The sequence below is a fragment of the Streptomyces sp. NPDC101110 genome (genome assembly GCF_044759525.1).
Classification (GTDB): domain Bacteria; phylum Actinomycetota; class Actinomycetes; order Streptomycetales; family Streptomycetaceae; genus Streptomyces.
Genome location: NZ_JBIVZM010000001.1, coordinates 359,393 through 382,421 on the forward strand (window position 1 = coordinate 359,393; position 23,029 = coordinate 382,421).

Genomic DNA, 23,029 nt, shown 5'->3' on the forward strand with positions numbered 1-23,029 from the left:
CCTCAGGGGCCGACCCTGATGCTCCGGACTCCCGCACGTGTGACCATCAATGGCATGTCGGAAGCCGCAGCAGCGCCACTCGCCGAACCGCGGCCGCCGCGCAAGCTCTACCGCAGCAGTGACGGACGCTGGCTCGGGGGCGTGGCGCGCGGCCTCGCCGGGCATCTCGGGCTGCCCGTGATCTGGGTGCGGCTCGTCTTCGTCGGCCTGTTCATGGCCGACGGCCTCGGCGCGCTGCTGTACGCCGCGTTCTGGTTCTTCGTCCCGCTCGGCGTCGGTGGTGTCGAGGCCCAGCGCCCGCCGTCGCCGCTGACCGAGGAGACATCGCCCGACGGCCGCCGCAGACGCGTCGCGCGCAGACCCGACAGGGGCCAGATCGTCGCCCTGCTCCTCATGGTCGTGGTTGCCATGGTCTTCGTGGGCAACGTGAACCTCAGCGGCGGAGCCCGGGCCTACCTCTGGCCGGCCGTCCTCGTCGGCGCAGGCGTCGCCCTGGTCTGGCGGCAGGCGGACAACGCCCGGCGGGCCCGCTGGGCAGAGGTCGGCCGCCGCCGGCGCACGGTCACGCTGCTGCGCTCGGTGGGCGGTGTGCTGCTGGTGACGGCCGGCGTCTCCGGCATCTTCGTCCTCCAGGGCTCCGCGGCCCACCTCGGTTCCGTCCTCCAGGCGGCCCTGGCGGTCCTCGTCGGCATAACGCTGCTCGCCGGGCCGTACCTGGTGCGCATGACGCAGGACCTCTCCGAGGAGCGCCTGATGCGCATCCGTGCCCAGGAACGCGCGGAGGTCGCCGCCCATGTGCACGACTCGGTGCTGCACACCCTCACCCTGATACAGCGCAACGCGGACAACGCCAACGAGGTCCGCCGCCTGGCCCGCGCCCAGGAACGCGACCTGCGCACCTGGCTCTACAAGCCCGAGGGCACCGGCAAGGACGAGGCCGACGAACCCACCACCCTCGCCGACGCCGTCCGGCGCAACGCCGCCGAGGTGGAGGACAAGCACGGTGTCCCCATCGAGGTCGTCGTCGTGGGCGACTGCCCCCTCGACGACGGGATCGCCGCACAGATGCAGGCCGCGCGGGAAGCAATGGTCAACGCCGCCAAGTACGGTGGCGAGGGCGGCGCCGTGCAGGTCTTCGCCGAGGTCGAGGGGAAGACGGTCTTCGTGTCCGTCCGGGACCGTGGCCCCGGCTTCGACCTCGATTCGATACCCGCCGACCGGATGGGTGTCAGAGAATCGATCATCGGCCGTATGGAGCGCAACGGCGGCACGGCGCGGCTGCGCGCGGTGCCGGACGGCGGCACGGAGGTCGAGCTGGAGATGGAGAGGGCGGAGAAGACGTCATGAGCGACCCGACCGAGGCGAACGGTACGGCGGGATCGGCGGAGGGGGCCGGGCCCGCGGAGCAGGGCGGCGGCCCGGGGCGTCATGTCCGCGTGGTCCTGGTGGACGACCACCGCATGTTCCGCACGGGGGTCCAGGCCGAGATCGGGCAGACCGCGCAGACCGGCGTCGAGGTCGTCGGTGAGGCCGCGGACGTCGACCAGGCCGTCACGGTCATCACCGCGACCCGTCCCGAGGTGGTCCTCCTCGACGTCCACCTGCCGGGTGGGGGCGGCGTCGAAGTGCTGCGCCGCTGCGCCCCGTTGATGGCGGACGCCGAGCAGCCGGTCCGCTTCCTGGCCCTGTCCGTGTCGGACGCCGCGGAGGACGTGATCGGCGTGATCCGCGGAGGTGCCCGGGGCTACGTCACCAAGACGATCACCGGCACGGACCTCGTGGACTCCATCTTCCGCGTCCAGGAGGGCGACGCGGTCTTCTCCCCCCGGCTTGCCGGGTTCGTGCTGGACGCCTTCGCCTCCACGGACGCGCCGCCGGTCGACGAGGACCTGGACCGTTTGACCCAGCGCGAGCGCGAGGTGCTGCGGCTCATCGCGCGGGGCTACGCCTACAAGGAGATCGCCAAGCAGTTGTACATCTCCGTGAAGACGGTCGAGTCGCATGTCTCGGCGGTGCTGCGCAAGCTCCAGCTCTCCAACCGTCACGAGCTGACCCGCTGGGCCACGGCGCGGCGCCTGGTCTGACACCGGCAGCGCCTGGTCTGGCACCGGCGGGGCTCGGTCTGGCACCGGCGGGGCGGCACGGGGTGGGACCCGTCCGCCCGCAAGCCTCTCAGACCACCCGCGTCGCTCCCGCGAACGGCATTTCGTCCAGCGGCGCGACGCGGACCGGTGCCGACGGGTTCGGGGCGTGGATCATCCGGCCGTTGCCCACGTAGATGCCGACGTGGCTGATGCCGGCGTAGAAGAAGACCAGGTCGCCGGGGCGCAGTTCGGAGCGCTCGACGCGGCGGCCGGCGGCGATCTGGGAGTACGTCGTGCGGGGGAGGGAGACGCCCGCCGCGCGGTACGCGGCCTGGACGAGCCCCGAGCAGTCGAAGGCGTTCGGGCCGGTGGCGCCCCAGACGTAGGGGCTGCCGAGCTTCTGGTAGGCGTAGGAGACGGCGGCGCCCGCGCGGGAGTCGGGCGCCTCGGACGAGGCGGAGCCCGGGGCGGCGGGAGTCTCCCGGCCGCCCGCCGACCGCGAGGCCCGGTCCTGGGAGACGCCCAGCGGGGAACGTTCCTGCGCGTCGAGCCGGGACAGCAGCCGCCGTGCGGATCCCAGCCTGCCGTTGATCGTCTTCTTGTGCCGCTTCAGCTCGCCCTGCCGTGACTTCAGGGACGTCAGCTCGATGCGGGCGGCCCCGCGCAACTGCTCGATCTCCCGGAGCTGCTTGCGCACCCGCGCCACGGCGGCGTTCTCCCGGGTGCCGGCCCGCTCGACGAACTCGGCGTTCTCGAGGTACCGGTCGGGATCGTCGGAGAGGGCGAGCTGCACCGCGGGGTCTACACCGCCGGCGCGGTACTGCGCGGCGGCGACCGATCCCAGGGCGTCACGGGCGGAGTTGAGACGCTCCTCCTTGCGCGCCGCTTGGTCCTGGAGGTTCCTCAGCCGCCGCCCGGCCGCCGTGGCCTTCTCCTTCGCGCCGTTGTACTTCTCGGTGGCGACCTCCGCCTCCTGGTACAGCCGGTCCACCCTGGCCTTGACCTGGCCCGGGGTGAGCTGTGGTTCGGCGTGTCCGGTCCCGTCGAAGCCCGTCGCCGTCGCCGCGCCCGCGAGGGCGATCGTGGCGGCCGTACGGGCCTTGCCGCCACCCAATGCGCGCTGTCGGGGCTTGCGGTGCGCTGCCAACTGGAGGCCACGTCCTTTCCTCGACCGCCGGCGGGTGCGGCCGCCGGCGGGGAGCGGACGGGCGGCCTGCGCGTCCGGCGACGGCCCGCACAGGGGAAGCGGACCGCCGCCGGACTGTTTCGGCGGTGGTGTCCGACTGCCGCCCCTGGCCCGGGCGGCGGTGGGGAGCCGGGCACCTGGTGGGGACGGTAAGCGTCACCGTGGCGGACCGGTGGCGGGTGTGCGGAAGTGTCTCGAGAGGACCGACGGTGACCGTATGCGACCGCGAGCCCGCCGCGACGCCGTCCACTTCACTCAGCGTGATGACCGATGCGTCGAATCGTCAGCGAGTGACCGTGATCGGCTGCTATGGGGTGCATTCGGGTACCCGTGGGCCGGTGTCGGGTGGCCCTGGAGGCCCTGATTAGGCTCCGGCCTCATGGACGTACTCATCCACCTCTTCGTCGGCCTCCACATCATCGGCATCGCCTCGCTCCTGGGCGGCTTCCTCACCCAGATGAAGGCGATGGGGGAGGGGACCGCCCGCTTCACCCCCGCGATGCTGCACGGTGCGTTCACGATGCTGGTCACGGGTGTGATCCTGGTCGGCCTCAACCAGGCCGACGACCAGACCGTGAACAACATCAAGATCGGCGTGAAGCTGGCCCTGCTGATCGTGATCCTCGGCCTGGTCTACGTGAAGCGGGACGAAGAGAAGGTCGACAAGGGCCTCTTCGGCCTGGTGGGTCTGCTGACCACGGCGAACGTCTTCATCGCCGTGCTCTGGACCTGATCCCGGAGCGCCGCGCGGAGGTGAGGGCCCAGGCGGTGCACCCGAGCCAGGCGGCCACCGCGATCCACAGCAGCACCTCCCCTGCGACGTCGAGCCAGGGGACGCCGAGGGCGGCGGCGACCGCGAGGACGGCCGCGGCCGTCACGGCGGCGGCGAACACCGTCGCCCAGCGCCGTACGTCGTAGCGGTGCCTTGGCCAGAAGAGCTCGGCGAGGAGCAGGGCGACGCAGGCGATCAGCGCGAGTACGAGCAGCGTGACCGTCGTCGTGCGCAGGACGTCGGCGTTCTCCTCGTTCCACAGGTACAGGCGCGGGCCGTCGGCTGCGAAGAGACGCGCCCCGGCGAGTGCCGAGAGGGCGAGGGCGCCGGCCGCCAGCCAGTGGTCCCCGCGCCCCTCCTCCACCTGCCGGGGCTGGAACCGGAACAGGGCGAAGCCGTAGAGCGCGAGTCCGAGCCAGAACAGCACGAGGGCCGCGTGGGCGAGCCAGGCCGCCGCGTCGGCCGCGGCGAGCGTCGCGCCGAGCACGGCGAGCCCCTCGGTGGCCACGCAGCGCAGGAACACCGTTCCGCGGCGCCCCTGGGCCTCCTCGGTGAGCAGCACCGCCCAGAGCACCATGGCGAGCGCCAGCAGCGCCGCAGCCAGGGTCTGCTGTCCGGCCGCGGAGAAGCCGGTGCCGAGGACGGCGGTCGCCGCCACCAGGGTGAGCGCGGCAGGCGTCTCCGTCCGCCACTCGCCGTGCGCCCGCTGGACCAGGCCCGCGGCCGCCGCCGCCCAGGCCGCGCAGGCCAGGGCGAGGGTGATGCGGGCGAGGACCGCGTACCCCGCCGAGTCCAGGCCGACCGACACGATGCCGGTCGCCAGCGCATACGTCGACCACCAGGTGGCGAACGGGGAGGGACCGGACATAGCGCCGATGCTAGAGAGCGGCGCGCGCAAGGGGAGAGGGGCACGCGCGCGTACCCCTCAAAAACGTGCGCCCGTGCCCCACAGGAACGTGCGCCCGTGCCCCTCGAAGACGTGACGGGGCCGGTCAGGCCGGGCGCACCACGCTGTGGATCGCCGACTCGCCGTCGTAGTAGATCGACTCCTCGCGAACGTACGTGCCGGGCTTCGGGGCGTGGATCATCATGCCGTTCCCGATGTAGATCCCGACGTGGGTGACGTCGTCGTAGAAGAAGACCAGGTCACCGGGCTGGGCCTGGGAGAGCGGAACCGTGGTTCCGGCGTTCACCTGGTCGTAGGTCGTGCGCGGCAGGGTGACGCCCGCGGCCTTCCACGCGGCCTGGGTCAGGCCCGAGCAGTCGTACGAGCCGGGCCCGACGGCGCCCCACACGTACGGCTTGCCGATCTGGGCGCGGGCGAAGGCCAGCGCCTTGTCGGCCTTGGTGGCGTACGAGGAGTCGGCCGGGGCCGTCGAGGAGGACGAGCCGGAGCCCGTGGATCCCGTGGAGCCCGACGAGGCCGTCCCGCCGTCCTGCTGCCGGGCGGCCTCCTCCTGCTCCTGCTGCCGCGCGGCCTGCTGCCGGGCCAGCTCGTCGGCCTTGCGGGCGGCCTCCTCCCGCTTCTCCTTCTCGATCGCCGCGAGCCGGGCCTTCTCCTCGGCGGTGAGCTTCGACATCAGCTCGCGCGCGTCGGCGAGCTTGCGCTGGACGGTGGCCTTGGCCGTCTTCAGGTCGCCTTGCGACTCCGTGAGCGTCTCGAGGCTCTCGGTGGCCTCCTGGCGCTTCTTCATCGTCTCGGACTGCTGGGTGACGTACTCGTCGACCGCGACCTTCTGGCGGCCCGTCATCCGGTCCATCAGCTGCGTCTGGTCGAAGTAGTCCTGCGGGGTGTCCGCCAGCAGGAACGTCGCCGTGTCCGGGGCGGCGGCGCCGGTGCGGTACTGGGCGGAGGCGAAGGAACCCAGCTCCTCGCGCGCCTCGTTGAGCTTCTGGGTGCGCTGGGCGACGTCGTCGAGGAGAGTGTCGACGCGCTTGCGCTGCTTCGCGGTCTTCTCCTTGGCCGCGTTGTACTTGTCGGTCGCCGACTCGGCCTGGCGGTACAGGTCGTCGACCTTCTTCTCGACTTCCTCCAGGCTGGGCTTGTCGTCGGCCGCGGGGGCGGCGTTGGCCGACTGGGAGAGCAGGGCCACGGAGGTGAGGGCCGCCGTTGCCAGGGCGGGGGTCCGTATGCCTGCCACGCGCGTACCCGTAGGACGCGACTTGCGGTGCGACGCCAAGGGAGGCGACTCCTTCCATGTTCCGCCTACCGGGTTAGCTGTCGGGTTCGGGCGGGTGGTTCGGAAGGTTTGCCCTACGGCCGCTCCGCACAGGGAGTCGGGCCGATTCACCCCAGGTTCACGGTTGGGTCCCCGGCTCCGGCTGCCGCTGCGGCACACCGGACTCGGCGGAGGCCGCGCGGCCCGGCGACGTTCGCCGGTGGGGGTCATGCGGCCCGGTCGCACGGTAGCCAACTCGTGTGGCCCCTGTGAAGGTTGATGGGTGATATGCCCGATACATTTTCGTGACCTTATCCCCGGGCGTAGCCGAGAGTGAGCGATCAAGGGGGATTGATGATTAAAGATCCGCATATGGGGTGGGTGTAGCGGGGCGTGATCATGCGGTCATGGAGGGCGACAACGCGCCGCCGGGTGTTCGGCGGGCCGCCGGTCGCGCGGGATGTTCTCAGGGCGGCGGCGGGCTGTCAGTGGGGCGCCCTAGACTCGGAGAGCGATGAGCAGCCTCTTTGACGACAACTTCCTGGCGAACCTCCAGGCCCAGCGGGGCCCGGCCGACGAGCCCCCGCCGCCGCCCGAGGACGACCACGTTCCGGAGTCGATCCCGGACGATCTGTTCGGCGGGAAGTTCGACACGCCCCCGGACCGGGACGCCTACTACCGGGACGGAGCCCCCCGCCCCTTGGTGGACGCCGCCGCCCTCCTGGAGGGGCTGAACGACAACCAGCGCGCCGCCGTCGTCCACTCCGGCTCCCCGCTGCTCATCGTGGCCGGAGCCGGCTCGGGCAAGACCCGGGTGCTCACGCACCGCATCGCCCACCTGCTCGCCGAGCGGGACGTGCACCCGGGCCAGATCCTCGCGATCACGTTCACCAACAAGGCCGCCGGCGAGATGAAGGAGCGTGTCGAGCAGCTCGTCGGCCCGCGCGCGAACGCCATGTGGGTCATGACCTTCCACAGCGCGTGCGTGCGCATCCTGCGGCGGGAGAGCAAGAAGCTCGGCTTCACCTCCTCCTTCTCGATCTACGACGCCGCCGACTCCAAGCGTCTGATGGCCCTGGTCTGCCGCGACCTGGACCTCGACCCCAAGCGTTTCCCGCCGAAGTCCTTCAGCGCCAAGATCAGCAATCTGAAGAACGAGCTGATCGACGAGGAGGACTTCGCCGCCCAGGCCACCGACGGCTTCGAGAAGACCCTCGCCCAGGCCTACGCCATGTACCAGTCGCGGCTGCGCGAGGCGAACGCCCTCGACTTCGACGACCTGATCATGACGACGGTCAACCTGCTGCGCGCCTTCCCGGATGTCGCCGAGCACTACCGCCGCCGCTTCCGGCACGTCCTGGTCGACGAGTACCAGGACACCAACCACGCGCAGTACGCCCTGGTCCGCGAGCTGGTCGGCACCTCCGAGCACCCGGTCGACGTGCCGCCCGAGGCCGAGATCCCGCCCGCCGAACTGTGCGTGGTGGGTGACGCCGACCAGTCGATCTACGCCTTCCGCGGCGCGACGATCCGCAACATCCTCCAGTTCGAGGAGGACTACCCGGACGCGACGACGATCCTGCTGGAGCAGAACTACCGCTCCACACAGACGATCCTCAGCGCCGCCAACGCCGTCATCGAGCGCAACGAGTCCCGCCGCCCCAAGAACCTGTGGACCAACGCGGGCACCGGCGCGCAGATCACCGGCTACGTCGCCGACACCGAGCACGACGAGGCGCAGTTCGTAGCCGACGAGATAGACCGCCTCACCGACGCGGGCGAGGCCAAGGCGGGCGACGTCGCCGTCTTCTACCGCACGAACGCCCAGTCCCGTGTCTTCGAAGAGGTCTTCATCCGCGTCGGCCTGCCCTACAAGGTCGTCGGCGGTGTCCGCTTCTACGAGCGTAAGGAGGTCCGGGACGTCCTGGCCTACCTGCGCGTGCTGTCCAACCCCGAGGACTCGGTGCCGCTGCGCCGGATCCTCAACGTCCCCAAGCGGGGCATCGGCGACCGCGCCGAGGCCATGATCGACGCCCTGTCCCAGCGGGAGAAGATCAGTTTCCCGCAGGCGCTCAAGCGCGTCGACGAGGCGTACGGCATGGCCGCGCGCTCCACCAACGCCGTCAAGCGGTTCAACACGCTGATGGAGGACCTCCGCACCGTCGTCGAATCCGGCGCCGGACCCGCCACGGTGCTGGAAGCCGTCCTGGAACGCACCGGCTACCTCGCCGAACTCCAGGCCTCCACCGACCCCCAGGACGAGACCCGGATCGAGAACCTCCAGGAACTCGCCGCCGTCGCGATGGAGTTCGAACAGGAGCGCGGCGAGGACGAGCCGCCCTCCCTGTCCGACTTCCTCGAGCAGGTCGCGCTGGTCGCCGACTCCGACCAGATCCCCGACGAGGAGGACGGCGACGGCGTCATCACGCTGATGACCCTGCACACCGCCAAGGGCCTGGAGTTCCCGGTCGTCTTCCTGACCGGCATGGAGGACGGCGTCTTCCCGCACATGCGCGCCCTCGGCCAGGCCAAGGAGCTGGAGGAGGAGCGGCGCCTGGCCTACGTCGGCATCACGCGCGCGCGGGAGCGGCTGTATCTGACGAGGTCCACCCTGCGCAGCGCCTGGGGCCAGCCCTCGTACAACCCGCCCTCCCGGTTCCTGGAGGAGATCCCTCCGGCCCACGTGGAGTGGAAGCGGACGGGAGCGACCGCGCCCGCATCCTCCGGGCCGGTCTCGGCGGTGGCGGCCTCGCTGTCGTCGTCCCGCTCGCGCTCGTCGGCGTCGGGCGCCTCCGGTTTCGCCACGCGCCGCACCTCCGAGAAGCCGGTGGTGTCACTGGCGGTCGGGGACCGGGTCACACACGACCAGTTCGGACTCGGGACCGTCGTCGCGGTCAAGGGCACGGGAGGCAACGCCGAGGCGACGATCGACTTCGGCGACACCAAGCCGAAGCGGCTGCTGCTGCGGTACGCGCCGGTGGAGAAGCTGTAGCACCGTGAGGTGAACCGGTGGGCCCCTGCGCGCTCGACGCGGGCGGGGGCTGCCGGAACGTCACTCGGCGCAGGCGAGTGCCGAGGCTGCGGTACGTCACTCGACGCGGACGAGTGCCGCGGCTGCCGGGATGTTACGCCGGGTCGATGCCGTGGCTGCGCAGCCACGGGAGGGGGTCGATCGCCGAGCCGCCGCCCGGCCGCACTTCGAAGTGCAGGTGCGGACCGGTGGAGTTGCCGGAGTTGCCGGAGCGCGCGATCGGATCGCCGGCCTTCACGGTCGTACCCGAGGGGACCGTGTAGGTGGAGAGGTGGCAGTACCACGTCTCCGTGCCGTCCTTCGCGGTCAGGATCAGCATGTTGCCGTACGCGCTGTTCCACTGTGTGCGCACGGTGCCGTCGGTCGCGGCCATGACGGTCGTGCCGTACGAGACGGGGAAGTCGATACCGGTGTGCAGGGACATCCAGTTGATTCCGGACTGGCCGTAGGTGGCGCTGAGTCCGTGCCGGGCGACCGGCAGCGCGAACTTGGGCCGCAGCCGCTCCTTGCGGGCCGCCTCTTCCGCCGCCCGCTTCTTCTCGGCCACCTGCTGGGCCTTGAGGTCGATGCGCTCCTGCGTGCGGCTGGCCCGGTCGGCGAAGTCGTCGGCGCCGGCGGAGAGGCTCTGCAGCTGCGTGTCCAGCTTGTTGTTGGCCGCGGCCGGCTTGACCGGCGGCGCGTCCGCCGCGGTCGTCTGCGCCTCGGCGGCACTGTCGTCGGAGAAGGTACCGACGGAGGCCGCGGCGATCCCGGCGACACCCATCACGCATGCCGACGGCACCGCGATGGTCATCAGCGCCGAGCGCCGGGGAGGGGTACGGCGGCGGGAGCGGGAGCCGGCGCGCGCGGCGGCCCGCGCGGACGGGGCCGGGGCGACGTCCTCCTGGCCGTCCAGGAGCGGTGCGACGACGGGCAGTTCACCGGTGGTGGCCGGCTCGCCGCCGTCCGCGTCGGGGTCGTGATAGCCGGCCTCGGCGGATTCGTCGTACGTGGCCTGGTCGAAGGCCGCCGTCTCGTGCTGGTCGAAGGTTTCGGCAGGGTGCTCGTACGCGTCGGGAGCCGGTGCGGCGGGGGTGCCGTCGGAGTTCCACTGCGTCGCGTCGTAGGCGCCCGTGTCGAAGGTCTGCGTGCCCCACTCCCACTGCTGGGTGTGGTCGGCCGGGTTGCCGGACTGGTCGGGCTGGAGCCAGGCGCCGGCTTCCCACTGCCCGGTGGCGTCGGGGGACGGGCTCTGGGACGGGATGGCCGACATCGGCTGCTGCTCGGCCGTCCACGACGTCGTGTCGTACACACCGGTGTCGTAAGCGGCGTGGTGCTGGGCCGCGTACGCGTCGTAGTGCACGTTCTCGTGCGTTCCGGTGGGCCAGTGGCCGGTCTCGTACGTCCCCGGGGCGTGGCCGCCGCCCGTCATGTCGCCGAAGAGGGGGTCGGCCGCGAAGCTCGCGGTGGTGTGCCCGGTGGCGTCGAAGCCGACGCCGTGGGTACCCGTGGCGTCAAAACCGGTGGCGGTGTGGTCGCCGTACGTGGTGAAGTCGCCGTACTGGGCTTCCTGGGTGTTGTACGACGCGTAGTGCGCGGAGGCGGCGTCGGAAGCCGGAGCCGGGGTCATGGTCCCCGACGGGTGACGGTCGTTCACCAACTTCTCTTTCGCCTCGACAACAGGGGCTGCCAGAGCAGTGCGGCGACTGTACCCGGCGGTACGCGGGCACGACAATCTTCGGCAGGTTTCGCGCCCGCAGGAAACGGGCATTCGGCCGTGTTTTGGCGGACGGCGGGCATGGGTTTGGCCCTGTGTTCGAAGTTTGTTCGAGGTTGATCGTTACTGTGCCGCCGAGTGTCCGCTGTATGACGAGTCTCAGGCGACTGTCAGATCGTCGTTGTGTTCGGCGGACGGTTCACCCGGTCGTGCCGTGTCGAGGACCTGCCGTACGCCGTTGGCGACGGCGGGGTGCACGGGCAGGGCGAGGTGGCCGATGCCGGTCACGCGCACGTTCTCCGCCATCAGGTCCGGGTGGTCGATGCAGGCCGTCTCCAGCGGATCCATCACATGGTCGAGGTCGCTCCAGAAGCTGACGAAGTGCGTACGGCAGTCAGGGGCGGGCGCCGTGAGCTCCTCGAGCACCGGTGAGCCGGGGCGCATCTGGCGCACTATGGGGTGCGCGTCGGCGAAGGGCACCACTCGGGTTCCCGAGTGCGGCGTGCCGAGCGTGACAAGGGTCCGCACATGCGTGTCGCCGCCGAGGCGCTGCACGTAGTAACGCGCTATCAGGCCGCCCAGGCTGTGCCCGACGATGTCGATCCGCTCGGCCCCCGTGCGCTCGCAGAGCTCCTCCACACGCCGCCCGAGGAGTTCGGCGGCGGCGCGTATGTCGCGGGTCAGCGGCGAGTAGTTGAGGGACTCGATCCGCTGCCTGCCGTGCTGCGCGAGGCTGCGGCGCAGCAGGACGAAGACCGAGCGGTTGTCGATGAAGCCGTGCAGCAGGAGAACCGGTGGCTTGGCCTGCGCGGGCAGTTGGGCGGCGCCGTCAGCGGGCGGCGCCGGGGCGGGGACGCGCCGCTCCTGGGTGATGCCGGACGGGTAGAGGAGGAGATGCCCGGCCAGGATCGCGATCTCCAGGGCCGTGGCCTTCAGGAGGGCCACGGAGAGTCCCGCGAGCCGGCCCGGCAGCAGACGCTCACAGAGCGGAAGAAAGGGCAGTGCAGCCCTGGTGACCTTCATGGCCGACCTCCTGTCGGCACGCGACAGGACGGCTCCGCCCCCCGTGTGCCCTCGTGGAAAGCAGCTGCGAAGACGGGCGGCGACGACCGCGAGAGCGGCGTGAACCGCGTGAGCAGCGTGAACCGCGTGAGCTTCGAGGGTGGAGCGCGGCGTGTGGCGTGTGTGACGCCGGTGGTGCGACGGGGGTCCCCGATCTGTGGGGTGACGAGGCTCCCCGCCGGTGCGCCGTGTCTGCCCTGCGTGCGGTGCGTGCCCTGTGTGCGGTACGTGCGGTACGTGCGGTACGTGCCTTGTGTGCCCTGTTCGCCTTCGCCGGGACGCCCTGCCGCCGCGATGTGTGGGTGGTGCGGCGGTACGGCAGTCTCGATGCGGCTCCCCTTGCGCTTGTCCCATCGTGTGATTTCCCCCTCGGTATCCACCGCGAAACTGCCGGTTACCGGATCCTGGAGATAACGTTCGTTCACTTCCCCGGCCGGTTCGGGGCGGGGTGTCCGTGCGGTGCGGCGTGTACGGCTTGCCCGATGTGTGCGGTACTTGTCGGTACGGATGGATGTAGTCGCTTCATGGAGGCAGTGATGGGTGTGGCAGCCGGTCCGATCCGCGTGGTGGTGGCCAAGCCGGGGCTCGACGGCCACGATCGCGGGGCCAAGGTGATCGCGCGGGCCCTGCGCGACGCCGGTATGGAGGTCATCTACACCGGCCTCCACCAGACTCCCGAGCAGATCGTCGACACGGCGATCCAGGAGGACGCCGACGCGATCGGCCTGTCCATCCTCTCCGGAGCGCACAACACGCTCTTCGCGGCGGTGATCGACCTGCTCAGGGAGCGGGACGCGGAGGACATCCTGGTCTTCGGCGGCGGGATCATCCCCGAGGCGGACATCCCCCTGCTCAAGGAGAAGGGCGTAGCGGAGATCTTCACTCCCGGGGCGACGACGGCTTCGATCGTGGACTGGGTCCGGACGAACGCGCGCCAGCCCGCGCAGGCGTAGGCCTCCGGGGCTCCGGCCCGGGGGCGTTGACGGTCGCGGGGGGCCACGTGCGATGCGGTGTGGCGGTCGTCGGCCGGTGTGCTGTCGTGTCCATCGGCCGGTTTGGCGTCGTGTCCGGCGCCGCGATCGCGGGCCGGATTCAGGCCGCTTCCAGTTCCTCGGCCATCGCCGCGCGCAGACGCAGAGTCGTGACCAGGCGCTGGAAGGCCTCCGCCCAGTAGCCGCCGGCTCCCGGGGAGGCGTTCTCCGGGTCGTCGGGTACGGCCAGCAGCGCGTCGAGCCGTGAGGCCTCGGACGGGTCCAGGCAACGCTCGGCCATACCCATCACGCCGCTGAAACTCCATGGATAACTCCCCGCGTCCCGAGCGATGTTGAGTGCGTCCACCACCGCCCGGCCGAGCGGCGCCGCCCAGGGCACCGCGCACACCCCGAGCAACTGGAAGGCCTCGGACAGGCCGTGCGTGCCTATGAAGCCGGCCACCCACTCGGCCCGTTCGGCGGCGCCCAGCGTGCCGAGCAGCTTGGCGCGCTCGGCCAGGGACACGGCTCCCGGACCGCCCGCCTCCGGTGCCGACGGGTCGCCGAGCAGCGCGCGTGACCACTCGGCATCCCGCTGACGCACCGCCGCCCGGCACCACGCCGCGTGCAGTTCTCCCTGCCAGTCGTCCGCGACCGGCAGCGCCACGATCTCCCGGGGGGTGCGACCGCCGAGCCGCCGCGACCACGTCCCGAGCGGTGCCGCCTCCACCAACTGGCCGAGCCACCAGGAGCGTTCACCGCGCCCTGCGGGGGCCTTCGCCACGACGCCGTCGCGTTCCATGCCGGGATCGCACTCGTGCGGCGCCTCGACGGCGATCGTCGGGACGGCTTCGCCGGCTGCCGTTGCCCCCACGGTCGCCGTGGCCGCCGCGGAGGTGACTCCTGTGACTGCGGTGGCTGCCTCGGCCGATGTGCTCCCCGCGGTCCCGCCGGGGCCCCCGTCCCCGGTGCCGGGGTTTCGAGGCCGGGCCGTGCGCAGGTGGTCGATGGCCACACAGGCCGCAGCCCTGGCCGCCATCCGCGCGGCGAGCGCCGACCCCGGCAGCGCCGACAGCAGCTCCGCCGCCGTCGCCCGGACGTTGCGACTGCGGTCGGCCAGGGCTTGTTCCAGGAACGGCTCGTCGTCCGGGCCCAGGCCCGCACGCAGAGAGTCGAGGAACATCAGCCGGTCCTCGGCCCGTTCCGTCGCCCACGTCGTCGCGAGCAGGTCGCGGGCGGCGGCCGGTTCACGGGAGCGCAGGGCGGACAACAGGGCGACGCGTTCGGCGAACAGGCCCTCCTGCCACAGCCGCTGGACCCTGTCGTCGTCCTCGGGGCGCGGCAGTGCGGCGCTCCCGCCCGGGGCCGCGCGCAGGGCGAACCGCCAGTCCTGGTTGAGCCGCGCCAGCCACAGGGCCCGGGGCCCCGCGAACTCCAGGGCGGCCGGACGCAGGTCGGTACGCCCCCGGGCCGCGTCCAGCAACGCCGGAAGCAGGTGCGGGGGCGGCGCGAATCCGCGGGAGTTCGCCGTGGCGAGCCACTGCGGCAGCAGTTCCGTCAGGTCGGGTGCGGTGCCCCGCCGGCCTCCGCCGGAGGGGCCGGGGCGGTCGGCCAGCAGCATCGCGAGTCTGCGCGCGGCCGCCGACGGCAGCGGCGGACGCGTGTCCCTGGGAGCCGGCTGTGGCCGCTCGGCAGCCCGCGCGGGGCGCAGACCGGCCCGTCGTCGCACGGTCTCCACGGCCGCCGCGTCCAGCAGAGCCGCGGGTGCGTCCGGGCCCGGCGCGGCGCCGGGCGGGGTGCGCCGGTCGGTGCCGAGGAGCGCGGTGGTGACGAGCCCCTCCCACGCGTCCGCGCCGGGCGCGGCCACAGGAGCAGAGGTCCTGATCATGAGCTTCCTTTCCGTGGGGCGCCCGGTGGTTGAAGGCTCGTCCTCACCGGTTGTCCCGTGATGCCTGCAAGATGCGTGGGTATGGGGGTGGGTGGGGCGCGGACGGCCTTCGGCCGGGTCGGGGGCGGGCGGAGGGTCGCGAGCTGAGCCGTCGTCACGGGATCAGCAGAGCGCGACCGCGTCACCCGCGCCCTCCGGCCAGGCCGTCAGCGGGGTGAAGCCCTGGTGGCCGCATTCACCGAAAACCCTGACCGGGGCCCCGCCCGACAGGGCGACGAGCCGCCACAGGCCCGGCCGGGAACGCGCCACGGGACTGAGCGGCAACGCCGTGTCCTCGTCGGCGTCCGCGAGTTGCCAGGACTCGCCGTCCGGTACCGGAACGACCCGGTCCAGCGTCACCGGGACGGACTCCAGCCACGGGTCGTCGCGCAGGGCGTCGCCGTAACGGGCCGCGGCCCGGGACGTCGTCATCCCCGGGGGGCGTATCGCAGCGGGGCCGGGCGGCGCGAACTGTTCGCCCAGGGCCACCCGCGGTTGCCCGGCGCCCGGGTACGCGGACATCTCGGCGTCCAGGGCCAGCCCCACCGGCAGCGCCAGCTCCGGGGCACGACCCGCGGCGCCGTAGGAGAGGAGCAGCACGGTGCGCTGCGTGTCGGTGCCGTAAAGCCAGATCCTGCGGGTCGTCAGGCGCGCGTCCGTCGTGTCGTACTGGGCGAGGACCAGCCAGCGGTCGCGCACCGGCGGGCCGTCGGCCGAGGCCGGCAGACCCATGCGGGAGCGGACCGTGGCCGCCAGGCCGTCCGGGAGCCGCTCACGGCGCAGCCAGCCCTGCCCGAGGAGATGCAGCAGTGCGCACTCCTCCAGCAGCCGCACCGGCCAGCCCGGACCCGTGGACGGTATAGCCCCCAGCTCCCGCACCCGGCCCGCCAGGCCCTGGGCCTGGGCGTCGACCATGCGGGCCGCCGTCTCCTCCCACAGGCCGTACCCCGACTGCTCCGCGGTCGCCAGGCCGCCGCGCAGCAGATCGCTCAGGCGCTGCTCCAGCTCCACCGCGCCCGCCGTGACCCGCTCCGCACGGCGCTCCGCCCGGCGCCGCGCGGCTTCCGGATCAGCGGGCCCTGACGCGGTGTCGGAGCGGTCGCCGGCCTCCTTCGCCGCGGTGCGCCTGCGCCGCCCCGCCATCCACTCTCCGGCCCACGGAGGAGCCTGTCCCGGTGGCACCGCCGCATCGTCGGCGGCCCAGAGCAACAACAGCCCGAGCGCGTGCTTGCACGGGAACTTGCGGCTCGGACACGTGCACTTGTAGGCCGGGCCGGCGGCGTCCGCGAGGTCGACGACCGTCTGATACGGCTTGCTTCCGCTGCCCTTGCACAGCCCCCACACCGTCCTCTCGTCGGAACACCCCGCCTCGGACCACGGCCCGGCCGCGCCGAGTTTGCTGCCCGCTTTGCGTGATGCGGCGTCAGGTGCCAGTGCCAGCACCTGGTCCGCCGTCCAGCGCACCCCCTGCTGAGTCATGTCACCGAAGGTAGATCCCGCCACTGACAATCGGGTCCGCGAGCGGCTCCGGCAGGGCGTTTTCCCAGGTCGGAACGGATTGTCAGTGGTGTGGTGCAACGTTGGTGCCAGATCCGAACCGGCCGAGCTGGAGGGGGACTTTGCCATGACTGTGTCCGTGGAGCCGACGTCCGTCGAAGCGGGAGAGACGGCATCGACCCAGGCGTTGCGACCGCACGCCGAGGACGCCTTCGCCCATGAACTCGCCGCGCTGGCCGCGCAGGACGACCGCCCGCGCCCGGCCCGCTGGAAGCTGTCGCCGTGGGCCGTAGCGACGTACCTGCTCGGCGGCACGCTGCCGGACGGCACGGTGATCAGTCCCAAGTACGTCGGACCGCGCCGCATCGTCGAGGTCGCCGTCACCACGCTCGCCACCGACCGCGCCCTGCTGCTGCTCGGTGTGCCGGGCACGGCGAAGACGTGGGTGTCCGAGCACCTGGCCGCGGCCGTCAGTGGTGACTCCACCCTCCTGGTGCAGGGCACCGCCGGCACCCCGGAGGAGGCCATCCGCTACGGCTGGAACTACGCGCAGCTGCTCGCCCACGGCCCGAGCCGCGACGCCCTCGTGCCCAGCCCGGTCATGCGGGCCATGGCGGAAGGCATGACGGCCCGCGTCGAGGAGCTGACGCGCATCCCCGCCGACGTGCAGGACACGCTCATCACCATCCTGTCGGAGAAGACGCTGCCCATACCGGAGCTGGGCCAGGAGGTGCAGGCGGTCCGCGGCTTCAACCTCATCGCCACGGCCAACGACCGCGACCGCGGGGTCAACGACCTGTCCAGCGCCCTGCGCCGCCGGTTCAACACGGTGGTGCTGCCGCTGCCGGAGAGTGCCGAAGCGGAGGTCGACATCGTCTCCCGGCGCGTCGACCAGATCGGCCGCTCCCTCGACCTGCCGGCCGCGCCCGACGGACTCGCCGAGATCCGCCGGGTCGTCACGGTCTTCCGCGAGTTGCGCGCCGGAGTCACGACCGACGGCCGGACGAAGCTGAAGTCGCCCAGCGGCACGCTGTCCACGGCCGAGGCGATCTCCGTCGTCACCAACGGACTCGCCTTGGCCGCCCACTTCGGAGACGGAGTGCTGCGCCCGGGCGACGTCGCCGCGGGCATCCTCGGCGCGGTGGTCCGCGACCCGGCTGCGGACCGGGTCATCTGGCAGGAATACCTGGAGACGGTGGTCCGCGAGCGTGACGGCTGGAAGGACTTCTACCGGGCCTGCCGCGAGGTGAGCGGGTGAGGGACGCCGCCTGGGGGCGGCCGGATGGTCGGCCCGGCGCTCGTCGGCCGGCCGGGGACGGGGGAGACGGGAGGCGGCGTGCGGGACGGGAGGGGGTTGAGGTGACCGGTGTGGCAGGGGCCGCGGACGAGCGGGACGGGAGAGAGCGTGACATGACGGTGGTGGAGAGGCCCGTGGGCCGGGGCGCCGGGTCCGGGCCGGTGCTGCTCGGGGTGCGGCATCACGGGCCGGGGTCCGCGCGGGCGGTCCGGGCGGCTCTGGAGGAGGTCCGGCCGGGGATCGTGCTGATCGAAGGCCCGCCCGAGGCCGACGCGCTGATCCCGCTCGCCGCCGACGAGGAGATGCGACCGCCGGTCGCCCTGCTCGCCCACGCCGTGGACGAACCCGGCCGCTCGGCGTTCTGGCCGCTGGCCGCGTTCTCCCCGGAGTGGGTCGCCCTCCGCTGGGCCCTGGAACACGACGTCCCGGCCCGCTTCATCGACCTGCCGGCCACACACACGCTGGCCTGGGGACGGCAGGAGGACGAGGCGGCGACGGGCGCCGAACGGCCTCTCGACGCCGGGGAGACCGCAGCGCAGGACACCGGCACCGGTCCCGCAGACTCGGCGGATCCCGCCGACTCGACCGGTCCCGCAGACTCGGCGGATCCCGCCGACTCGACCGGCCCCGCTGATGCGGCCGACTCCGCGGATCTGCGGATCGATCCCCTGGGAGTCCTCGCCGAAGCCGCCGGTTACGACGACCCGGAGCGGTGGTGGGAGGACGTCGTGGAGCACCGGGGTGCGGGGGAGGGCGACGCGCTCGCACCGTTCACCGCGCTCGAGGAGGCCATGGGCGCCCTCCGGGAGACCTACGGCAGCGGGGGGCACGACCGAGACCTGGTGCGGGAGGCGTACATGCGGCTCCAGGTGCGGTCCGCGCAGCGGGAGTTCGAGGGCGGCGTCGCCGTCGTCTGCGGAGCCTGGCACGTGCCCGCGCTGCGGCAGAAGACGACCGTCGCCGCCGACAAGGCGCTGCTGAAGGGGCTGCCGAGGGTCAAGACCGACATGACCTGGGTGCCGTGGACCCACCGCCGGCTGTCCCGGACGAGCGGGTACGGGGCGGGGATCGACTCGCCGGGCTGGTACGGGCACTTGTTCAGCGCCCCGGACCGGCCGGTGGAGCGGTGGCTCACCAAGGTGGCGGGGCTGCTGCGCGCCGAGGACCGGATCGTCTCCTCCGCCCACGTCATCGAGGCGGTGCGGCTGGCCGAGACGCTCGCCGCGATGCGCGGCCGTCCGCTGCCGGGTCTGAGCGAGACGACCGACGCGGTGCGGGCGGTGATGTGCGAGGGATCCGACGTGCCGCTGGCGCTGGTGCGGGACCGGCTGGTCGTGGGGGACGTACTGGGGGAGGTGCCCTCGTCGGCACCTGCGGTGCCCTTGCAACGGGACCTGACCGGGCTGCAACGCCGGCTGCGGCTGAAGCCGGAGGCGCTGGAGCGGGAGCTGGAGCTCGACCTGCGCAAGGACAACGACGCCGCCCGCAGCAGACTGCTGCACCGGCTGCGGCTGCTCGGCATCGCATGGGGCGAACCGGCCGCCTCGCGCGGGAGCACCGGCACGTTCCGGGAGACGTGGCGGCTGCGCTGGGAGCCCGAGCTGTCCGTGCGGGTCGCCGAGGCCGGGGTGTGGGGGACGACCGTCCTGTCCGCCGCGACCGCGAAGGCCGAGGCGGACGCCGTCACCGCCGAGTCCCTCGCCGACGTCACCGCGCTCGCCGAGCGCTGCCTGCTGGCCGAACTGCCCGACGCGCTGCCGACGGTGATGCGGGTCCTCGCCGACCGGGCGGCCCTCGACACCGACGCCGGCCACCTCGCCCAGGCGCTTCCGGCCCTGGTCCGCTCCCTGCGCTACGGCGACGTGCGCGGCACGGACACCGGCGCGCTGGCCGAGGTCGCCGCGGGACTGGCCGAGCGGGTCTTCGTCGGCCTTCCCCCGGCCTGCGCCGCGCTCGACGCGGACGCCGCCGAGGAGATGCGGCGCCATGTGGACGCGGTGCACGGAGCCGTCGGTCTTCTGGGAGACACCCCCGCCACCGGACACGGCCGGCTGAAAAGCCGCTGGCAGTCGGTGCTTCGGGTGCTGTCCGGGCGGGACACCGTGCCCGGGGTGATCCGGGGGCGGGCCGTGCGGCTCCTGCTCGACGACGGGGAACTGGCCCAGGACGAGGCGGCCGTGCTGATGGGACTCGTCCTGTCGCCGGGCACACCACCGGCGGACGCGGCCGCCTGGATCGAGGGCTTCGTCGGCGGGGGCTCCGGCGGCGGGATGCTCCTGGTGCACGACGAACGGCTGCTCGGCCTGGTCGACGCGTGGCTGACCGGGGTGCCGGCCGAGGCCTTCACGGACGTACTGCCCCTGCTGCGGCGGACGTTCTCGGCTTACGAGCCCGGGGTGCGCCGGACCCTCGGCGAACTGGTCCGGCGCGGACCAGGAGCCGAAGGTCGCGCCACCGTCGCAGGCTCGGGCGTACCCGGCTTCGCCGCCGACCTCGACCGGGCGCGCGCGGACGCCGTGCTGCCGGTCGTGCGGCTGCTGCTCGGGCTGGACGAAGAGAACGAGAACACGGACAACCATCTGGCGGGGGTGACGGGATGACGACCGAGGCACTGCGGAAGCGAACGACGGCTCCGGAAGCGGGAGATGCCCGGACGGGCGGGCTCCGGGCGGAAAGGCGGTCCACGACGACCGTGCCGGTGATCCCGTTGTGGGAACGGCCGCACAAGGGAGGACGGGGATGACGTCCGGTTCGACGGACCCGGCGCAGGAGCGGCTGCGGCGGTGGCGGCTCGTACTCGGGGGCGACACGGCGGACGGTACCGGCTGCGCGCTGTCGGGCCGGGACGCCGCGATGGACACTGCGCTCACCGCGCTCTACGGCAAGAAGGACGGCAGGTCACAGGGGGGCCGGGACCGTTCGGCGGGGCTCGGGGCGTCGGCGCCGTCGGTTGCGCGCTGGCTCGGGGACATCCGGACCTACTTCCCCTCCTCCGTCGTGCAGGTCATGCAGCGAGACGCAATCGACCGGCTCGGTCTCGCCACGTTGCTGCTGGAGCCGGAGATGCTGGAGGCGGTGGAGGCCGACGTGCACCTCGTCGGCACGCTGCTGTCACTGAACAAGGCGATGCCGGAGACCACGAAGGAGACGGCCCGGGCCGTCGTGCGCAAGGTCGTCGAGGACCTGGAGAAGCGGCTCGCCACCCGCACCAGGGCCACTCTCACCGGTGCGCTCGACCGCAGCGCCCGGATCAACCGGCCCCGCCACCACGACATCGACTGGAACCGCACCATCGCGGCCAACCTCAAGCACTACCTGCCCGAATACCGGACGATCGTGCCGGAGCGGCTCATCGGCTTCGGGCGGGCGACCCGGTCCACGAAGAAGGAGGTCATCCTCTGTATCGACCAGTCGGGATCCATGGCTGCATCGGTGGTGTACGCATCGGTGTTCGGGGCGGTCCTCGCCTCGATGCGGACGATCTCCACGCGACTCGTCGTCTTCGACACGGCGGTCGTCGACCTCACGGACCAGTTGGACGACCCGGTCGACGTGCTGTTCGGCACGCAGCTCGGCGGTGGCACGGACATCAACCGGGCGCTCGCGTACTGCCAGTCGCAGATCACCCGGCCCGCGGAGACGATCGTCGTGCTGATCAGCGACCTCTATGAAGGCGGCATCCGCAACGAGATGCTCAAGCGGGTCTCCGCGATGAAGGCGTCGGGCGTGCAGTTCGTGACGCTGCTGGCGCTCTCGGACGAGGGGGCACCCGCGTACGACCGGGAACACGCCGCCGCGCTCGCGGCGCTGGGGGCACCGGCGTTCGCGTGTACGCCCGATCTGTTCCCGGAGGTGATGGCGGCGGCGATCGAGAAGCGGCCGCTGCCGATACCGGACGCGGCTTGAGGGGGATGGTTCCGAGGGAGCCGGATATGAAGGGGTCGGCTGCGGAGGAGGCGGTTACCGGAGAGGCGGCTCCCCAGGGGCAGAATGACGACTTGTCGATGCATCGTCGTCCGACGCACCGCGGTGAAAACGGACATGACGACCCATCGGGGACGGACCTGACGATCCACGGGTAGCAAGGGCTTGCGCGACCTGCGCACTCCCCTGCGAGGATCGGCGCCTGCCTGACCGCGCGTGTGCCGGCCGGGCGGTGCCGCTTCCGTCGCACGGGAGGAAGCCTTCCCCTCTTGACCTGGTCAGCAGCCCTGTCTGACGCCGCGTTGCGCGTCACGCGCACAGCGGCCGGACGGCGTGCCGTCCAACGGGCCTTGCTGGTCGCCGGGTTGCCGGAGGTTGGACTGCTCTGGGGCGAGCGTGCGCATGCCGCGAGTGGCGTGGGGGTGCTGCCGGCGTGGTCATCCCGCCGGTTGCCGTCGCAGCCGCAGCCGCAGCCGCAGCCGCCCGAGTGGTGGCCGCGCATGGAACCGTCCAGCCACGCCCTCCCCGCCCCGGACACCTCCGGCCCGCGGCCGGGCACCTCGGGCCCGCGGCCGGACGCGACGACGGTGGCGGCGGCGGACGCGGTGGCTCACGGCTGCGGGCCACCCCTCACCGAGGCAAGCCCGGCGGCCGGTCCCGACACCACCGCGCACCACCTCAGACGCGCGGGCCACCGCACCAGCCACGTCATTCACACCAGCGACACCAGCGACAGAGGCGGCCTCAGTCGCAGCAGCCACCGCAGCCATCCCGAACCAGCCACTCACACCGGACCTGCCCCTGCCGAGCACCCGTCCGGAGGGCAACCGGACGGTGTGTTCGGCAACCGGTTCGTGGTGGACGGCGGCTCGTCGTGGCACGGTGACGCACCCGCCCTCACGGTGGGCCTGCCGGCGCCGCTCGGGCTCGTGCCCGGTGTTCTGGCGCGAACGGACGCCGCCGGTGCCTCGGACGCCCACCGGGACCTCTCGCTCTTCCCCGCTTAGCGCGCACCGGCCCCACCGAGAGGCGGCGCCGTGAGCCCGTCCTCGAGGGGTGGAGCGTCTCATCGGCCGGGGCCCAGGGGTGTCCACGGCGCCCCTTCCCTCCCCTGCTTCACGAGGCAGCACGTCCGGACGGCCGAAAGCCGTCGGCGGTCCGCGGCCGAAACCTCGTGGATGGGCCGGGTGGTCCCCAAAGGGGTGGGGAGTACCCGGCCCGCGCCTCCGGGCGCGGGGCCCTGAACAGGGCCTTGTGATCCTCCGGGGGTGTCCGGCGGGCCTCACCGGGTCAACCCCAGCCCGGTGAGGCCCCTCGCCCACCCGTCACCCGTCTCTCACACCAGGCACGCCGTGCCAGAGAGGGCGGCATCATGTGACAGGTATCACCGCTCAGGTGTGACCCTCGATTTAGAGGCCTCCCG

At 72.4% G+C, this 23,029-nt stretch carries 16 protein-coding genes and 1 riboswitch; of the genes, 9 read left to right on the forward strand and 7 right to left on the reverse strand.

What is annotated here, in order from left to right; translation table 11 throughout:
* Positions 1 to 54: 54 nt before the first annotated feature.
* Positions 55 to 1,347, forward strand: a complete 1,293-nt coding sequence (locus ACIQU3_RS01750; RefSeq protein ID WP_403724542.1) for a PspC domain-containing protein — start codon at positions 55 to 57, stop codon at positions 1,345 to 1,347.
* Complete coding sequence (locus ACIQU3_RS01755; RefSeq protein WP_403724545.1) at positions 1,344 to 2,084, forward strand: LuxR C-terminal-related transcriptional regulator; 741 nt, start codon at positions 1,344 to 1,346, stop codon at positions 2,082 to 2,084. Before ACIQU3_RS01750 ends, ACIQU3_RS01755 begins: the two co-directional genes overlap by 4 nt.
* 88 nt (positions 2,085 to 2,172) lie before the next feature.
* On the opposite strand, the gene ACIQU3_RS01760 is transcribed toward ACIQU3_RS01755, so the two are convergent.
* Positions 2,173 to 3,231: an NlpC/P60 family protein gene (locus ACIQU3_RS01760; protein ID WP_403724548.1), complete on the reverse strand. Its 1,059-nt coding sequence runs from the start codon at positions 3,229 to 3,231 to the stop codon at positions 2,173 to 2,175.
* A gap of 418 nt (positions 3,232 to 3,649) precedes the next feature.
* Between ACIQU3_RS01760 and ACIQU3_RS01765 the strand changes: the two genes are divergently transcribed.
* The gene (locus ACIQU3_RS01765; protein ID WP_403724552.1) at positions 3,650 to 4,003 is read left to right on the forward strand and encodes a hypothetical protein; all 354 of its coding nucleotides are present in this window, start codon (positions 3,650 to 3,652) and stop codon (positions 4,001 to 4,003) included.
* On the opposite strand, the gene ACIQU3_RS01770 is transcribed toward ACIQU3_RS01765, so the two are convergent.
* Together ACIQU3_RS01770 and ACIQU3_RS01775 are read right to left on the reverse strand one after the other, a co-directional pair.
* Positions 3,981 to 4,910 (reverse strand): hypothetical protein, encoded by a 930-nt coding sequence (locus ACIQU3_RS01770; RefSeq protein ID WP_403724555.1) that lies wholly within the window; start codon positions 4,908 to 4,910, stop codon positions 3,981 to 3,983. The two genes, ACIQU3_RS01765 and ACIQU3_RS01770, sit on opposite strands and share 23 nt — an antisense overlap.
* A 124-nt stretch (positions 4,911 to 5,034) precedes the next feature.
* Positions 5,035 to 6,222, reverse strand: a complete 1,188-nt coding sequence (locus ACIQU3_RS01775; RefSeq protein ID WP_403923001.1) for an NlpC/P60 family protein — start codon at positions 6,220 to 6,222, stop codon at positions 5,035 to 5,037.
* Positions 6,223 to 6,230: 8 nt separating this feature from the next.
* Positions 6,231 to 6,402: riboswitch (cyclic di-AMP (ydaO/yuaA leader) on the reverse strand.
* A 313-nt stretch (positions 6,403 to 6,715) separates the two neighbouring features.
* Here ACIQU3_RS01775 and pcrA point away from each other — a divergent pair.
* Entirely contained in the window at positions 6,716 to 9,193 is a 2,478-nt protein-coding gene (gene pcrA / locus ACIQU3_RS01780) for a DNA helicase PcrA (RefSeq protein ID WP_403724561.1), read from the forward strand.
* A gap of 133 nt (positions 9,194 to 9,326) precedes the next feature.
* Here pcrA and ACIQU3_RS01785 read toward each other — a convergent pair whose 3' ends face one another.
* The gene (locus ACIQU3_RS01785) at positions 9,327 to 10,868 is read right to left on the reverse strand and encodes a M23 family metallopeptidase (RefSeq protein ID WP_403923003.1); all 1,542 of its coding nucleotides are present in this window, start codon (positions 10,866 to 10,868) and stop codon (positions 9,327 to 9,329) included.
* A 219-nt stretch (positions 10,869 to 11,087) separates the two neighbouring features.
* On the reverse strand, positions 11,088 to 11,951 hold the full coding sequence (locus ACIQU3_RS01790) for a lipase family alpha/beta hydrolase (protein WP_403923005.1): 864 nt from the start codon (positions 11,949 to 11,951) through the stop codon (positions 11,088 to 11,090).
* Positions 11,952 to 12,526: 575 nt separating this feature from the next.
* Here ACIQU3_RS01790 and ACIQU3_RS01795 point away from each other — a divergent pair.
* Positions 12,527 to 12,943 carry a cobalamin B12-binding domain-containing protein gene (locus tag ACIQU3_RS01795; protein ID WP_234848750.1) on the forward strand — a complete coding sequence of 139 codons (417 nt, stop codon included), beginning with the start codon at positions 12,527 to 12,529 and terminating at the stop codon, positions 12,941 to 12,943.
* Between the two features lie 139 nt (positions 12,944 to 13,082).
* Here the strand turns inward: ACIQU3_RS01795 and ACIQU3_RS01800 are convergent, their stop codons facing one another.
* Both ACIQU3_RS01800 and ACIQU3_RS01805 read right to left on the reverse strand, forming a co-directional pair.
* Positions 13,083 to 14,849, reverse strand: coding sequence for a DUF5691 domain-containing protein (locus tag ACIQU3_RS01800; RefSeq protein WP_403923007.1), 1,767 nt, complete (start codon positions 14,847 to 14,849; stop codon positions 13,083 to 13,085).
* 162 nt (positions 14,850 to 15,011) lie between these two features.
* On the reverse strand, positions 15,012 to 16,367 hold the full coding sequence (locus tag ACIQU3_RS01805; RefSeq protein WP_403724576.1) for an SWIM zinc finger family protein: 1,356 nt from the start codon (positions 16,365 to 16,367) through the stop codon (positions 15,012 to 15,014).
* A 145-nt stretch (positions 16,368 to 16,512) separates the two neighbouring features.
* Between ACIQU3_RS01805 and ACIQU3_RS01810 the strand changes: the two genes are divergently transcribed.
* From ACIQU3_RS01810 to ACIQU3_RS01825, 4 genes are all read left to right on the forward strand, one after another.
* Positions 16,513 to 17,643 carry an AAA family ATPase gene (locus ACIQU3_RS01810; RefSeq protein WP_403724579.1) on the forward strand — a complete coding sequence of 377 codons (1,131 nt, stop codon included), beginning with the start codon at positions 16,513 to 16,515 and terminating at the stop codon, positions 17,641 to 17,643.
* Positions 17,622 to 20,282, forward strand: coding sequence for a DUF5682 family protein (locus ACIQU3_RS01815; protein ID WP_403923211.1), 2,661 nt, complete (start codon positions 17,622 to 17,624; stop codon positions 20,280 to 20,282). Before ACIQU3_RS01810 ends, ACIQU3_RS01815 begins: the two co-directional genes overlap by 22 nt.
* Before the next feature lie 139 nt (positions 20,283 to 20,421).
* Positions 20,422 to 21,588 (forward strand): VWA domain-containing protein, encoded by a 1,167-nt coding sequence (locus ACIQU3_RS01820; RefSeq protein WP_403923009.1) that lies wholly within the window; start codon positions 20,422 to 20,424, stop codon positions 21,586 to 21,588.
* A gap of 518 nt (positions 21,589 to 22,106) precedes the next feature.
* Complete coding sequence (locus ACIQU3_RS01825) at positions 22,107 to 22,613, forward strand: hypothetical protein (protein ID WP_403923011.1); 507 nt, start codon at positions 22,107 to 22,109, stop codon at positions 22,611 to 22,613.
* The last annotated feature ends 416 nt before the right edge of the window (positions 22,614 to 23,029 follow it).

Coding starts and splice junctions, on each gene's coding strand:
- ACIQU3_RS01765 (WP_403724552.1), top strand. CDS start 3,650: ATGGACGTACTCATCCACCTCTTCGTCGGCCTCCACATCATCGGCATC.
- ACIQU3_RS01825 (WP_403923011.1), top strand. CDS start 22,107: ATGGAACCGTCCAGCCACGCCCTCCCCGCCCCGGACACCTCCGGCCCG.
- ACIQU3_RS01800 (WP_403923007.1), bottom strand. CDS start 14,849: ATGATCAGGACCTCTGCTCCTGTGGCCGCGCCCGGCGCGGACGCGTGG.
- ACIQU3_RS01805 (WP_403724576.1), bottom strand. CDS start 16,367: ATGACTCAGCAGGGGGTGCGCTGGACGGCGGACCAGGTGCTGGCACTG.
- ACIQU3_RS01820 (WP_403923009.1), top strand. CDS start 20,422: ATGACGTCCGGTTCGACGGACCCGGCGCAGGAGCGGCTGCGGCGGTGG.
- ACIQU3_RS01790 (WP_403923005.1), bottom strand. CDS start 11,951: ATGAAGGTCACCAGGGCTGCACTGCCCTTTCTTCCGCTCTGTGAGCGT.
- ACIQU3_RS01755 (WP_403724545.1), top strand. CDS start 1,344: ATGAGCGACCCGACCGAGGCGAACGGTACGGCGGGATCGGCGGAGGGG.
- pcrA (WP_403724561.1), top strand. CDS start 6,716: ATGAGCAGCCTCTTTGACGACAACTTCCTGGCGAACCTCCAGGCCCAG.
- ACIQU3_RS01810 (WP_403724579.1), top strand. CDS start 16,513: ATGACTGTGTCCGTGGAGCCGACGTCCGTCGAAGCGGGAGAGACGGCA.
- ACIQU3_RS01750 (WP_403724542.1), top strand. CDS start 55: ATGTCGGAAGCCGCAGCAGCGCCACTCGCCGAACCGCGGCCGCCGCGC.
- ACIQU3_RS01770 (WP_403724555.1), bottom strand. CDS start 4,910: ATGTCCGGTCCCTCCCCGTTCGCCACCTGGTGGTCGACGTATGCGCTG.
- ACIQU3_RS01795 (WP_234848750.1), top strand. CDS start 12,527: ATGGGTGTGGCAGCCGGTCCGATCCGCGTGGTGGTGGCCAAGCCGGGG.